This is a genomic window from Mannheimia sp. ZY171111 (assembly GCF_017750945.1).
GTDB lineage: Bacteria > Pseudomonadota > Gammaproteobacteria > Enterobacterales > Pasteurellaceae > Mannheimia > Mannheimia pernigra.
Window position 1 is genome coordinate 2126563 of record NZ_CP046532.1, and the last position, 13163, is coordinate 2139725.

Here is a 13163-nt window from a genome sequence, read left to right on the forward strand (position 1 = left end):
AGACTACGGTAAATCCACTCCACCATTAGGATATTTACAACGCTTAAGGCGATTTAATGCCATTTTCCAACCTTTCCAAAAGCCGTATTTTTGTAAAGCAAGAAGGGCATAATTAGAACAAGTCGGCTCAAAACGGCAACCTTCACGTATCTTGGATGGAGCAGTTTTTTGATAAAATTGAATAAATAAAATACTCAATTTCACAGCGTAATTAAGCTTTTTCACGGCGGAAAGTAATTACTTTATAAAAATAAGTTTGAGTTTTACCACCAGATAAACAGCCAAGCTTTTCTTCTGTGTTAAAGTCATCAATGCGGAAAAATTCCCAACCTTCCGAAGCGTGCTCATTTACCACACCTTGTAAATAGTCTGCGGCTGCAGTCTGAATATTTTTGCGAACTGCCATAATATTAGGCGGTACTTGAACCATTTTATATTCATATTTCATAAGTATGACCTCTATTGTTGATGATTGATTTGAGTTTTCTAAACCCTTCTAATATGCCCTTGCATAAATTCCACTTTGCCGTGAATTTTGAATTTATGCTCGTTTTCTTTTTTGATTTCCCACTCTTTATAGCGTGGGTTATCTGAAATCACTAACAACACATCGCCGGCAAACTGCAGGCGTTTTACATATAAGTTTTCGCCGTAGCTAAACACATACACGCCATCGCCTTGATAAGCGGCTTTTGTGGTATCTACGAATAATAAGTCGCCATTGCCGATGGTTGGTTCCATTGAGTCGCCATCTACATTGATAATGGATAGCCCTTTTGCATTCGCACGCTGAAAGACTTGAGCAAAATAGGCATTTTCAAATTCTACGGCGTGCGTGTATGAAGTTAAATCGCCGGTCACAAAACTGCCATTGCCGGCAGAGGCATATACATCTAACACTTCAAGGCGAAGCATTGGCTTTTCATCTTCGTAAGCGGTCGGATTCTCTTCTAATTTTGCAAAATCAAAACCTAAAGCTTTTTGAATGTCTAGAGGCATATCGGCAATTCGATATTCATAGATTTTACCCTTTACACCTTCAATCCGTCTTCTTTCCCAATTTGCTTTTTTGGCTTTTTGGGTTAAACCTTGTATGGATATGTCTAAATTTAGTTCTTCAATAATTGTTTTTAACTCAATCCACTCACGCATAATTTACTCCTAAATTCAAGTAGTTACATTGCATAGTTAAGAAAAGTATTAAATTTTAGATTTAAATATATTGATTTAAATCTAAATTAGATTTAAACTTGATTTAAACAATGTAAACAAACAAGCTAAACTATGACCAACAAACCATTTTTACAAGACATACTTCTTATTGCTCAATTAAGCATTTTATTGCACCGATTACACCAACAGGAAAAAACCTTAGGAAAATTAGGTATAGCTGAGTTGGTTAATCAGGAGTTACAACGACAACGTCAAAAATTGCGTGCTCGTAGTTCGCTTTCAAATCCTCTAAATGAGCCAACTCATTTGCATACAGGCGATGAAGTTCATCAAGATAGACTGAAGGCTCTTGAGGTAGCTCAGAAAGAAACTCACGAGTTGATTCAACTCTTAGTGCAACAATTTTCAGATATTTACGAAGAGCTTCGCCACCATCTTGAGCTCCCGACAGAAAAAGAGCCGTTTGTTGCTCGGATTGATGAAGTTCTGAAACGTAATGCTCGTTTAATTGATGATAGAAATCGTCAGTTGGGTTCATAAATACTCCAAGATGAAATAAGTCTTAGTATAACAAAGTAAACATAAACAACAAGAGGAAGCAATGGCAAATCCAGAAAAACCAAAAAAAGAGTTGAAAACTGAAGTTATCGCTTTTCGGATAACCTCAAGTTTTAAAGAAAAATTGATTAACGCAGCCGGTGCGGAAAAACGTGAACTACACGATTTTATCCGCTTGAAATTGGAAGAATGTGTGGCGTAAGTCAGCCTACAGTTCTGAAATGGCTAAACGGCGGCGGAATTTCCGCTGAATATTTACTAAAAATCGAATCAGCCACAAACGGGCAAGTCACGATTCGGGAAATTTGTGAGGAGTTGGAAAATGGAACAGCAAAATAAAAGCCCTGAATTATCAGAGCTGAGACGATTAGCTGATTTAGGAGATTATGAGCAGTTTAAGGCTTGCGAGCAGTTTGGAGGAAATTTAATAGCTCACCGAGCAGCAATTCAAGCGAATCAAGGGCGTTATCCTGTTCACAAACCTCTATCTGCTGAGCAACAGATTTTGCGTAAGCGTTCAATGCAGCGTGCTGCTGCGGCTCGATTAGCTTGGCAAACTCGTCAAGCAGTTTGATGTATTTTTGTTCTAGATTATCCAGTTGCTGAACTTCCGGTTTATCCCAAGGCTTAAAAACAGCAACTAAAGTTTCTCGACTTAGCGGCAACTTCCGTGGGTCAAAAGCAAGGCGGCTTTTTAATGTGGTGAGCTGGGCTTTAGTGAGTAATTTCACGATTGCATCAGCAAGTTTGCGGTAAGCATTCAGCGAGCTAAATTCATCGCTGGTTAAAATGTCGATTTCGTTCATAAGATTTCCTTTTGGAGGGTTAAACAATATGTAAAACATAATCAAAATTCAACCGCTTGTCTATGGGGATAGATAAGCCGTAACAACCGTAAAAACGCAAAGAATGTTAATTAGCCTTGGGGAAGGCGTAAGGGAAAATATGAATTTAGACCACATCTGCACAAACTGCAACAGTAAAAATCTGCGAGTGCGTACATCGGGCAAAATCGGAATGCTGGTAATTGAAGCCATTGTTTATTGTAATAATTGTGGCACAGAGCACACCATTCAAAGCCAAATTATTCGTGTGCGTACGCCAACCTATAACGAAAGACCAGAGGCAATGCGTGTTAATAAATGCTTAATGGAAGCCGATTTAAATACGCCTGATTTGTTCGATGGTGTTGTAGCAGAACAGCCTAAGCAAGACTAATCCCAATTTTAATCAACCGTAAAAATAAGCCTTATTTTGCATAGGGCGAGATTTTTACACCCTAAATTTAGGAAATTGAGCAATGAATAGACAATTACACCAAGTCCACAAAGCACGCTGGAATCGATTTAAAAAAATGAATAAACGCCGTGTAAATCAGTTTCAGTTAGAAAAACGAGTGGCAAATTTGGAAAGCAAATTAGCTGATGAAGCAGAGCTGGCAAAGCTGAATAGTGAGCAGATTAATGATTTGCTCACAGCGTTAGAAAGAAAGGTAGCACGCCTGCTTCGCCAGCAAGATAAGTTAAAAGCACGCATTATTCAGTTAGAGAAAAAGCCAACACCAACACAGAAAGAAAGCTTATTTGCTCTGTTTAAAAAAGTGTTGTGTAGCAAGGGTAATCCTGAGTAAGAGGTGGCTATGGATTTTGTGGCAACGTTTCAAAAAATACGAATTAACAGCCATCACAAGCAATTTACTTGTGATCACTTAGGCGAGATTTGGGGACAAGACAACGAAGATTTTAAACGCTTTTTATTGCGTGTTGCATTTTTGCAAGATAACCCCGAGCTGAAGCCTTGGGGAGCGTATTCGCCACAAGAAAAACGCCTTTTACACAGTTTTAGCTTGTGGTTAGAGCAGATAGCCGATTTTCAGCGAGTAATGAAAAGAGAATCAAAATTGCGTGAACAACGCATTAATGAACCAGATTAAGGAAGAAATGATGAGCCGTAACCGTGAATTATGTGAGCTGTTTCACAAGCTATGGTGTAAGTGGGGCAACCACTACGCTTACCGACAATATCAGGCGTTTTCAAAGCGTTATCAGCAGGAAGTGGCAAGATGATTTGGAGCGGCAGATTTGAGATTACTGAGATTACCGAAGAATATGATTGCTACTGTTTGTATCGGTTGGTGAGAAATTCAAGCGGTGATGTGATTAAAAAAGTGTTGGTGATGAATACGGCAGATTTAACAAAGGCGATCATCAAAATGGTGGAGCAAATGAGGCAAAGGAAAAATGAGCAACGTCATTAAATGTGCTTACACCCACATACACCCCAGCTGGCAAGCCCCAAGCGGTAAAACCTACCACATTGAGCGGTATGAATTAAAAAGGCGTTACGCCTTGTTCTGCGAGGGTGAGATAGTTGTTTTATATCAAGACCGAAAACAACCAAACAAGAACGTAGAGAGCCATATAGAAAGCGATGTATTGTTGCTCTGGCTACTGAAAAACGAATTAGGCTGGAGTGGTGAGCTTAAAAAGCCGTTCAGCCTGCAAGATGTTGAGAATATCCGCTTGCTCGAGCAAGCATTTTGTTTAACTTACTTAGGTACTTTCATTAAATGAATTATCAGAATGAGATTCTTACAGCGACAGAGGCGTTCGCAATGGGTGTTTCACTCCCACCTGTTGCGGAGGCTTTTGCACTACCTGTAGCGGTAGAGTCTCATTCTGATCGTTTATATCAAGCATTCAAACAGCCTTACACGTCAATGGTTCAGCAGGAGTTATTTCATTTAGACCCTGTTCACGAGCCATTACGCCAATCTTATTTTGAGCGTTTGCCTCGAGCATTAGCGGAATATTTCGGCAGAAAATACCACGAAAAACTAGCAAAACAAAAACTTAGCCAAGTTGAAACTGCTGATTGGTTCAAAGCGGAAATGGTTCGCAAGTTGCCACGCATTGAGGCGGTGATTAGCCAATATTGTGATGTGTTCGAGTTTATCAAGCAGTCCCACCAAGACTTAGATTTTTTAGCTGAATTAGACAGCAATATCTATTTCGGTGCGGGTGTTGATACGCAACAAGCGGTTAAAAAAATCAAACAAGATGCAGAGGCGAAAGGCATTCAACTGCCCATGCACGTTTGTCGATTAGAGGCGAGTTCTCGCTACTTAAAAGCTCAAGGCATTCGCCCTATTGCCTACCAAACAGAGGAGCAAATCAAACAGCTTGCCTTAAGCATTGCCTACCGTATTCGCCAAATTCAGCAAGATAGCATTGAACAGAATATGCACAAAGCCACAGATGGCGACACCGCCTATAGTGTGTTGCTTGAGTGTTATCGGGCAATGATGACAGAGGTGAATAAGCTCAAGATTGATTCGCCGTATCAGAAAAAAGCGAGAAAGGGCAGATTAACCAAAGAGGAGATCACCACAGGCTTTTTAAAAATGACCTGTGAAAAATGGTGGACGAGAAAGCTATCCATAATCGCAAAGCAGATGAAAGAGCATTTAGCCATAGCCTGCGGTATGGTGAATATGCTTTCGCCTTATTGCTCGAATGTTTGTTTGAAAGCATTTGAAGCTCAACGTAAGGCAAATATTGACTATTTGCGTTCGATGATCATTTCAAATATCGCCGAGCCTGAAGAGCAGCTTTCACTTTTTGAAACGTGGTTGAAGTCTGCCTCTAACCCGAAAATCAAGCGTCTTGAATTGCTTAATCGTATGAATGGTTTTGAGCGTTATGCGGATAAGCAAGGGCACGAGGGCTGGTTTATTACCTTAACTGCTCCGTCTAAGTACCACGCAATGCTTTCAAAGACCAGTAGCGTGAACCCGAAATGGAATGGGGCAAGCCCTGCCGAAACACAAGCTTACCTTGTAAACACTTGGGCGAAGATTAGAGCGAAATTAAACCGTGAAGGTGTGATGACTTACGGTTTCCGTGTGGCTGAACCGCACGCAGACGCGACACCTCACTGGCATTTGATTTTATTCACTCGCCCTGAAGATATGGAAAAGATCCGCCGTGTGATTTTGAGCTATGCCCTTGAAGTTGATGGCACAGAGGCTGGTGCGAAGAAATACCGTTGCAAATTCAAGCGTATTGAGAAAGAGAAAGGCACGGCAACGGGTTATTTAGTGAAATACGTATCCAAAAACATTGACGGTTTTGGAATGGAAGATGAGCTTTCGGACGAGGCGAACATCAAGGCGAAAGAGAACGCTGAGCGTGTGGGAGCTTGGTCTAGCGTTTGGCGTATTCGCCAGTTTCAGCAGTTGGGCAATATTCCGATCAGCTTATGGCGTGAATTACGTCGTTTAGGGGACGTAGAACAAGAAGATGAAACCTTAGAGAAACTCCGTGTGATTGCAGACAGCGGAGAGTGGGACGTTTTCACGGAAGAATTAGGCGGTGCCTTGGTTAAACGTGCTGATCTTGTGGCACGCCTAACTTACACCGAACGCAAAAGCGAAAGCGGTGAGGCGTTATACACAATGTATCAAGAGCCATCATTAAAAGTGAGCGGCATTATTAACACTAAGAATGGTGTGCAAATTAATACACGCCCGAAAGAGTGGGCGATTAGCTTAAAACCTGAAAATTGGGAGGAAAAACAACTACAGAAGAAATTAGCACAAGCAACAGCATTAGAGCGAGAAGAAATTGAGCGTAAACACCTTGAGAAGTTAGGGTTTAACGCTGAGGCTATCGCTTTATTAGGGGAGCTTGCTCCCCCTTGGACTTGTGTCAGTAACTGTACGGGGTTAAAAAATAACCAAATTAGCGAAGATGCTCGAAGTTGTTTAAGAAATGAGCTAATCACGATGAAAGGACGAGTTACTGAACACCAAATTGATGATTTATTGAACGGTAAGCGGTTAAAAATCTGGGCTAATTCGCAAAAAACAATTTTTGTGAGTTATAGCCGTGGGCATTTAATTGAGCATATTGTTGATAATTATGAGAGTTTTTTGAATTAGGGGTAGATATGGTTCATTTAGTGCCTAAAAAATTAAGAGATAAGTACAAAAGAAAGATCATTCAAATTGTATCTTCGGGGGGAGGTGAGCTAGTAGCTCTATGCAATGACGGCACCGTTTGGATTTATGATTTGAGTAGGTGGATTAAATGTGAGGATATTCCGCAAGGTAATGGGGAGTTAGCAGAATGAATTTAGTTACATTAATCGGTCGATTGGGGCAAGACCCTGATATTAGAACAATGCAAAACGGTGAGAAAGTTGCGGTTTTATCGGTAGCAACAACAGAAAAATGGACGGATAAGCAAACTGGCGTGAAGAAAGAAAGCACCGAATGGCATAGGGTGGTGCTTTATCGCCGATTAGCTGAAATTGCCGAATTGTATGTAAAAAAAGGGCATTTGGTATCAATTATCGGGAAAATTAAAACCCGAAAATGGACGGATAGCAACGGTGTTGAGCGGAGTATTACAGAGATTATTGCCGAGCAGATGCAAATGCTAAGTAGTGGTGAGAAAAATACGCCAAATAAGGCAGAAAATAAACCGCAACCAAAGCAGAAAAATCAAGACGTGATGACTGCGGACGAGCAGAAAGATATTCCTCAGTTTGATGATGATATATGCAAACAACCTTTTTAGGGGGTGAATAATGAGAGAATGGGGAAAACAAATGCCATTTAGTGCAAATTTACATATAAGACCTGCAGGAAAATTTGAAGTGAAAAATGTAAACATAGAACAAATAATAGAAGAACGAGGCAAAAACTACGGTAGTTTTGATGATGTTGCCACAATGAGCCAGCAGTTAAAAGCAGTGTTACTGGATACTAATACTCAACTTAAACCACATCAAAAAGAGGCAGGCGAGATGATCTGCTTGAAACTGGCTCGCATTTTTGCTGGTCGTAATCCGGATTATGAGGATAACTGGCGAGATATTGCCGGTTATGCGGTGTTGGGAGGACAGTTAAATGAGAAATAAAATGGCGAGTAAATTTATACGAGTCAGAGTTGAGCATCCACAGCCGAAAAAAGAAGATATTGAGCTTATGCAGGATGTGATTGCTTATCATATTTTTAATCTTTTTAAATTTGAGGAAAATGGGTTAAGAGGGTTTAGTCAGTATGATTTGGAAATTGATGTGAAAGTTAAGCCAGTGTTAGAACAAAAAGAAATACCTGTAACGGTTTGGATTGATGATTTAGGTGGTAAAAATGGAACAATTACAAGCGGTCAGTAATGAGCAAGTTTTTGCAAAATTGTGTGAGGTAGAGCAGCTTTTAAAAGTGAAAGGCGTGAATGAACATAGCCGTGAAGTATGGGGGTTAGAAGAAGTCGCTGCCTATTTTGGTTATAGCAAAGAACATACGAGCAGAAGTATTACATCAAGCCCCCATTTTCCTAAACCGATTGCCATTGACGGCTTGCGAGGCAAGGGAAGAGCCTATAAAAAATGGGTTTCGGGGGAAGTGGTGCAGTTTTGTTTAAGATGGAAAGTGAAATAATGGAGAGTAGCAAAGACAATTTTTGGGGAATAATTGGTGCAATATTCAATCTTGGTGAGGCTTTGGGGTATAAAGAGGCAGATATGAATATATCATCTTGGGACGACACGCAAGAAGATTGCATAAAAGTAACATTTGAGCTAGGTAATAGTGGGAAATCATTGGATTTTGTTTTTCCAAGACCTAAAGAATAAGTAGATAAAGGCGTATTAACACGCCTTTATTTTTTACTGATTTTGCTTGAATAGCTGAACAGCCTGAATAATTAGCTGATTTTGTGGAATATTGAGTTTTTGGCTAAGTGCTTCGATTTCTGCGATCACCTCAAGCGGTAGTTTAAAGGATTTTTGCTTTATTCCTCGTTTTGCCTCGCTTTTAGCTTGGATTTCATTTCTTGACATTGCCATAATTTATCCCTATTATAAATTTGTTTGAAGAGCTGGGAGCTTTCGCCCCCAGCGAGTTGCTTCAAATTAGTAAGCTGGGGAGCTAAGGACTAATAAGAAGACAACTAGGATAATGTATTTAAACATTTTCTTATCCTTCTTCGTTTTGTAAGGTTTAAGCCTTACTCTCACTTTCAAGCTATCCGTTGAAAGTGAGGTTATTATAATATAGGGAATCCTATATCTCAACTAATAAATGCAAAAAAAGCCGATAAATTTTCGTTTATCGGCTTTTGTTTTTATTGCAACTTGCTGACAAGCTCTGATATATCGGGGTTATAGTAGGTGTTTTGCAGAATACTTAAATCTCGGTGGCCCGATACTTTGGCAAGCTCCATTACCGTGAGATATTTCGATAAGCGTGTGAGGGCTTCTCGCCGAGTGTCGTGGAAATGGAGATCGCTTTCGTGTAAATTCGCTTTGCGTTTGAGCTTGCGGAATATCGCATCAAGGCTTCTGCTTGAGAGCTGGAAAACGCTGTTTTCTTTGTCTACTTCCAACTCTGCAAGGTGTTTTAGTATTTCCACTGCTTTTGTTGACAAAGGCACGGTGCGTGCGTAGCCGTTTTTAGTTTGTGGCAAGTAAGCGGTGCGTTGTGTTACGTTAATATGCTCCCATTTTAAGCTCGTGATTTCGCCTGCTCGCATTGCGGTTTCTATCGCAAATAATATAGCTGCTCCCACCCTGTTTTGCATTGTTAGTGGTGGTTGGTTAGAGGTATAGCCCGAAACGAAGATCAGCATTTCTATTTCTTCATCGCTATAGCGACGTGTGCGTGGTGGTGGAGTTTTCATTTTTTCTAGCGTTTTTAATGGATTTTCTTTTAAATAATCCCATTCCATTGCTTTTGTGATTACCGCTGATAGCGTGGCTCTCTCCCTTGCGACAGATACAGGCTTCACTTCTTGCAAGCGTTGGTTCTGCCATTTTCTAAAGTGTTCTTTCGTTAAAGTTGGTAGTGGTACGTTGCCTAAATCGCTCCGTGCAATTCGGAGTAAGCGGAAACGCTCTTCTCTTTTTCCTCGCTTGGTTGGGGTAACTTCTTTGAGGTATTTGTCTATCAACTCGCAAAAAAGAATATTTGGGGTAGTGTTGTATTCCCCAGAATCAATTTGTGCTTCCAGTAGGTAAGCCCATCTATTTGCTTCGTTTTTTGTGCTAAAAGTAGCTGTTTTGCAAATGCCTTTTTTGCGAACTTGAGCACGGTATTTGTTACCGTTCTTGATGATTGTCGCCATTTTTTATTCCTTTGAATGTGTGCAGTTTGTGTGTGCAAATGTGTGCAAAGGAATGTTAATAGAGATCATAAACGATCAATAAATATTAAGTTTTCATAAGAAAAACACTTGATTTATTGACATTATGCTACACTCGGGGAAGTGATATAAATCAATAAGTTATTGATTTATTAAGGATTTTTTTAGGAAAAAGCACGAATGGGGATTTTCGTGCTTAAAAATAATGGTGCGACTAGCTGGACTCGAACCAGTGACCCCCACCATGTCAAGGTGGTGCTCTAACCAACTGAGCTATAGTCGCATTAATGGGGTGCATTCTATTGGAAAAAACGCATCTATGCAATATACTTTTTCTTGAATGCTTTTATTTTAAACGCTTTTGCGTGAAAATTTGTTTATCTTCCCAGCGAAGCATTGTTAAATCGTTACCCCAAGCACAGCCTGTGTCCAAAGCATAAATATTAGGAATGGGGCATTTACCCATTAAGCTTGCCCAATGCCCGAAAATAATGTTCTGTTCTTTATATAACGGATTATCTGATTCAAACCAAGCAATCAGCTCTTTTGGTGCTTCTTCAATCGGTAATTTACACTCGAAATCTAACCGCTTGTCGGTATAGCAAAAACGCATTCGTGTAAATACATTAATAATATAACGCCAACGCTCAATACCTTGCAAATCGTCAGACCAGCGTTGAGGGCTATTTTCATACATTTGGGCGATATAATTAGCATATTCTGAACTTTGTAATACCGCTTCGGCTTCTTTGGCACAATGTAATGTTGTAGATAAACTCCATTCTGGGCTGATGCCTGCGTGAACCAGCAGAAACTTATAGGTTGGGTGTTGTATGACAAGCGGTTGATTTCTTAGCCAATTTTGCAATTCAAGACAATCTTCAGATTGAAAAATAGGTTCAACTTTATCATTCGGCTTAATTCGCTTTATGCCAAGTAGGGTGGACAGTAAATGTAAATCGTGGTTGCCTAAAACCATTTTAGTATTATTTGTGGGGTCTTTTACAAAACGAAGACAGGCTAGTGAATCTTTACCACGAGCGACTAAATCGCCTGTTACAAAGAGTTCATCTTGTTTAGGATCGTAGTTCCCTTTTTTTAATAAAAGTTGAAATTCGTCAAAGCAGCCGTGTAGGTCGCCTACAATATAGGTTGCCATTTCTTCTCCTTTTAATTTAATAAGCAAGCGGTTATTTTTTGAAAAAAATTTGCAAAAGATAACCGCTTACCATTAAATGATTTGCCCTACAATTGAACGCGTTTCTAACCGCACTTCTGTTAGTTTTACGCGTACGGATTGTCCTATTTGATAAGCTTTTTCACCTTTAATGTAAATGGCGAGTTCTTCTTGGCGGTATTCCATTTCATCTTTATTATTGTGTAAAGTTGAAAAGGGGACGAAAATTTGTGCACCATTTTGAATTATTTTTGCACGTAAACCGCCTCGGGAGACATCTGCAATTTCACATTCAAATTCGACCGCTTGTGCGACCATTGGGAAAAGATAACGTGCATAAAGCCAGTCGGCAATATCGCGTTCTACTAATCGATTTTGTCGTCGGGCTTCTTGTAGGCGAATTAAAACAGATTCATCAACTGCGGTTACCTCTTGGTTTAATAAGACTTGTTTGATTAAACGATGATTTACCATATCACCATATTTACGAATGGGTGATGTCCAGGTTGCATAGTGGCTGATACCCAAACCAAAATGGGGAGCAACATCTGATTTAAATTCAGCAAAATTTAAATAGCGACGTAACCGAAGTTCTAAAAACTTCTCTGGAAAATCTTGAATATCACGTTGCATTTGACAATAGCCGTCCAATGTCGCTAAGCGTTCAGCAGAATAGCGTTCTTCCAGTTCATTACGGTTTTCGTCTGTGGCTAAGGTTTGTAGTAAGAATGATTTAACCAACTCGTAGTTTTTCGGAACAAATCCTGAATTTGTGTTGAATATGCCTGTTTTTGCATATTTGCTTAAGAATTGAGCACAGCTGATGTTGGCAATAATCATTGATTCTTCGATCATTTGATTTGAGATTCGGCGATATTCAATATGAATATCTTTCACCGAACCATCTTCATTTAATTCAAATGCGTAATCCCCCTGCTCTTTAAATAAAAGTGCATTGTTTGCACGCCATTTTATACGAGCTTGGGTAAATTGATGTAACCAATCAATTTGCTGTTTCGTTTTTTCTGAGGTAGGCTGCCACGCATTTACGGAGCCTTCAAGGTAATCAGACACATCATCATAAGCTAGCTTTTCTTTAGATTCTACCCAAGCTAAAGTGAATTTTGCTTCTTTAGTTAAGTTACCTTCTAAATCGGTCTCAATAAAAGCGACTAAGGCAGGTCGTTTTTCATTCGGTACGAGTGAGCAGAGATCATCAGACAACTCGCGTGGTAACATTGGAATATTAAAACCAGGTAAATAGTTAGTAAAACAACGTTGGCGAGCAGCTTTTTCAATCTCGGAATCTTCAGGAATATAAGCGGTTGGATCGGCAATTGCCACGGCTAAACACCAGCCAATTTGTGCGTTATTTTCTTTGATGGGTTCGATGAATAAAGCATCGTCCATATCTTGTGTGCTTGGGCTATCAATCGTGGTGAAATAAAGGTGAGTTAAATCTTCACGTTCTAATTCATCGTGCAATTCATAACTTTTTTCATTAGCAACAGGTTCACAAGGCTGCTCGTGGCGAGCAAGCGTTACCCACCACGGGGCAAAGTTATCATTTTCTTTACAAATAAATTGAGTTACTTGAGCAAAGAAAAAGCGATCATCACGCAAGGGGTGCGTTTTTAGTTGGGCAACAACCCAATCACCATTTTCTAATTTTTCAGTCACTTTTTTGTGTGTGTTGGCAGGAATATGTTGCTTAATGCTTGGATGATCGACCGATAATTGCAATTTTCCTTCTTTATTTAAATGCACCTGAGCAATAAATCTGTTGAGCATTGGCTCAAGTAGAGTATCAATTTCTACTTGTTCTTTATCACCCTCACGTTTTACCACAGCTTTAACTAAATCACCGTGCATTACTTTTTTCATTTCCATTGGTGGAATGAAATAGCTTTTCTTATCACATTCTAAAAAACCAAATGCTTTTTCTGAGGCTTTAACAAAGCCTTCTACATATTCTTTGCTTGCCTCAATTTGTTGTTTGAGTTGAGCTAAAAGGGGGTTATCTTGAAACATATAATGACATCTTTAAAAATAAATAAACCCTCTTTCGGATCGGCCAGAAAGAGGGACTAGCGGTTAAATTTTC

Annotated in this window: 22 protein-coding genes and 1 tRNA gene; 14 read left to right on the forward strand and 9 right to left on the reverse strand. The window is 39.7% G+C overall.

Annotated features, from left to right (window positions below; translation table 11 throughout):
* Window positions 1–3: 3 nt before the first annotated feature.
* The 3 genes from yidD to GM698_RS10195 are packed head-to-tail and all read right to left on the reverse strand — an operon-like array spanning window position 4 to window position 1152.
* Complete coding sequence (yidD, locus tag GM698_RS10185; RefSeq protein ID WP_371739896.1) at window positions 4–225, reverse strand: membrane protein insertion efficiency factor YidD; 222 nt, start codon at window positions 223–225, stop codon at window positions 4–6.
* Complete coding sequence (locus GM698_RS10190; protein WP_209289394.1) at window positions 212–448, reverse strand: DUF4177 domain-containing protein; 237 nt, start codon at window positions 446–448, stop codon at window positions 212–214. The genes yidD and GM698_RS10190 overlap by 14 nt, the downstream gene beginning before the upstream one ends.
* A gap of 38 nt (window positions 449–486) precedes the next feature.
* Window positions 487–1152 (reverse strand): S24 family peptidase, encoded by a 666-nt coding sequence (locus tag GM698_RS10195; protein WP_209289395.1) that lies wholly within the window; start codon window positions 1150–1152, stop codon window positions 487–489.
* A 132-nt stretch (window positions 1153–1284) separates the two neighbouring features.
* Here GM698_RS10195 and GM698_RS10200 point away from each other — a divergent pair, with 132 nt between their 5' ends.
* The 3 genes from GM698_RS10200 to GM698_RS10210 all read left to right on the forward strand — a co-directional run bounded on the left by GM698_RS10200 (window position 1285) and on the right by GM698_RS10210 (window position 2070).
* The gene (locus GM698_RS10200; RefSeq protein WP_209289396.1) at window positions 1285–1713 is read left to right on the forward strand and encodes a hypothetical protein; all 429 of its coding nucleotides are present in this window, start codon (window positions 1285–1287) and stop codon (window positions 1711–1713) included.
* 61 nt (window positions 1714–1774) lie between these two features.
* The gene (locus GM698_RS10205; protein WP_209289397.1) at window positions 1775–1933 is read left to right on the forward strand and encodes a hypothetical protein; all 159 of its coding nucleotides are present in this window, start codon (window positions 1775–1777) and stop codon (window positions 1931–1933) included.
* Window positions 1921–2070 carry a YdaS family helix-turn-helix protein gene (locus GM698_RS10210; RefSeq protein ID WP_209289398.1) on the forward strand — a complete coding sequence of 50 codons (150 nt, stop codon included), beginning with the start codon at window positions 1921–1923 and terminating at the stop codon, window positions 2068–2070. The genes GM698_RS10205 and GM698_RS10210 overlap by 13 nt, the downstream gene beginning before the upstream one ends.
* 56 nt (window positions 2071–2126) lie before the next feature.
* Here GM698_RS10210 and GM698_RS10215 read toward each other — a convergent pair whose 3' ends face one another.
* Window positions 2127–2537, reverse strand: a complete 411-nt coding sequence (locus tag GM698_RS10215; protein WP_209289399.1) for a hypothetical protein — start codon at window positions 2535–2537, stop codon at window positions 2127–2129.
* 139 nt (window positions 2538–2676) lie between these two features.
* Here GM698_RS10215 and GM698_RS10220 point away from each other — a divergent pair, with 139 nt between their 5' ends.
* The 11 genes from GM698_RS10220 (at window position 2677) to GM698_RS10270 (ending at window position 8374) form a co-directional block, all read left to right on the forward strand.
* Entirely contained in the window at window positions 2677–2949 is a 273-nt protein-coding gene (locus GM698_RS10220) for a hypothetical protein (protein WP_159630130.1), read from the forward strand.
* A gap of 82 nt (window positions 2950–3031) precedes the next feature.
* Entirely contained in the window at window positions 3032–3361 is a 330-nt protein-coding gene (locus tag GM698_RS10225; RefSeq protein ID WP_176808461.1) for a hypothetical protein, read from the forward strand.
* A 9-nt stretch (window positions 3362–3370) separates the two neighbouring features.
* Window positions 3371–3664: a hypothetical protein gene (locus GM698_RS10230; RefSeq protein ID WP_159630132.1), complete on the forward strand. Its 294-nt coding sequence runs from the start codon at window positions 3371–3373 to the stop codon at window positions 3662–3664.
* Between the two features lie 60 nt (window positions 3665–3724).
* On the forward strand, window positions 3725–3988 hold the full coding sequence (locus GM698_RS10235; protein WP_209289400.1) for a hypothetical protein: 264 nt from the start codon (window positions 3725–3727) through the stop codon (window positions 3986–3988).
* Window positions 3972–4304 carry a hypothetical protein gene (locus GM698_RS10240; protein ID WP_209289401.1) on the forward strand — a complete coding sequence of 111 codons (333 nt, stop codon included), beginning with the start codon at window positions 3972–3974 and terminating at the stop codon, window positions 4302–4304. The genes GM698_RS10235 and GM698_RS10240 overlap by 17 nt, the downstream gene beginning before the upstream one ends.
* Entirely contained in the window at window positions 4301–6673 is a 2373-nt protein-coding gene (locus tag GM698_RS10245) for a replication endonuclease (protein ID WP_209289402.1), read from the forward strand. Before GM698_RS10240 ends, GM698_RS10245 begins: the two co-directional genes overlap by 4 nt.
* A gap of 187 nt (window positions 6674–6860) precedes the next feature.
* Window positions 6861–7313: a single-stranded DNA-binding protein gene (locus GM698_RS10250; protein ID WP_209289403.1), complete on the forward strand. Its 453-nt coding sequence runs from the start codon at window positions 6861–6863 to the stop codon at window positions 7311–7313.
* A gap of 31 nt (window positions 7314–7344) precedes the next feature.
* Complete coding sequence (locus tag GM698_RS10255; RefSeq protein WP_245189270.1) at window positions 7345–7656, forward strand: DUF6378 domain-containing protein; 312 nt, start codon at window positions 7345–7347, stop codon at window positions 7654–7656.
* Window positions 7646–7915: a hypothetical protein gene (locus GM698_RS10260; RefSeq protein ID WP_209289405.1), complete on the forward strand. Its 270-nt coding sequence runs from the start codon at window positions 7646–7648 to the stop codon at window positions 7913–7915. The genes GM698_RS10255 and GM698_RS10260 overlap by 11 nt, the downstream gene beginning before the upstream one ends.
* Complete coding sequence (locus tag GM698_RS10265; RefSeq protein WP_209289406.1) at window positions 7890–8180, forward strand: hypothetical protein; 291 nt, start codon at window positions 7890–7892, stop codon at window positions 8178–8180. The genes GM698_RS10260 and GM698_RS10265 overlap by 26 nt, the downstream gene beginning before the upstream one ends.
* Window positions 8180–8374, forward strand: coding sequence for a hypothetical protein (locus GM698_RS10270; protein ID WP_209289407.1), 195 nt, complete (start codon window positions 8180–8182; stop codon window positions 8372–8374). Before GM698_RS10265 ends, GM698_RS10270 begins: the two co-directional genes overlap by 1 nt.
* A gap of 33 nt (window positions 8375–8407) precedes the next feature.
* Here the strand turns inward: GM698_RS10270 and GM698_RS10275 are convergent, their stop codons facing one another.
* The 5 genes from GM698_RS10275 to GM698_RS10295 form a co-directional block, all read right to left on the reverse strand.
* On the reverse strand, window positions 8408–8587 hold the full coding sequence (locus GM698_RS10275; protein ID WP_209289408.1) for a ribbon-helix-helix protein, CopG family: 180 nt from the start codon (window positions 8585–8587) through the stop codon (window positions 8408–8410).
* A 278-nt stretch (window positions 8588–8865) separates the two neighbouring features.
* Complete coding sequence (locus GM698_RS10280) at window positions 8866–9864, reverse strand: site-specific integrase (RefSeq protein WP_209289409.1); 999 nt, start codon at window positions 9862–9864, stop codon at window positions 8866–8868.
* Between the two features lie 224 nt (window positions 9865–10088).
* A tRNA-Val gene (locus GM698_RS10285) sits at window positions 10089–10165 on the reverse strand.
* A 63-nt stretch (window positions 10166–10228) separates the two neighbouring features.
* Window positions 10229–11041: a bis(5'-nucleosyl)-tetraphosphatase (symmetrical) ApaH gene (apaH, locus tag GM698_RS10290; RefSeq protein WP_209289410.1), complete on the reverse strand. Its 813-nt coding sequence runs from the start codon at window positions 11039–11041 to the stop codon at window positions 10229–10231.
* A gap of 72 nt (window positions 11042–11113) precedes the next feature.
* Window positions 11114–13090 (reverse strand): exoribonuclease II, encoded by a 1977-nt coding sequence (locus GM698_RS10295; RefSeq protein WP_209289411.1) that lies wholly within the window; start codon window positions 13088–13090, stop codon window positions 11114–11116.
* Window positions 13091–13163 lie beyond the last annotated feature (73 nt).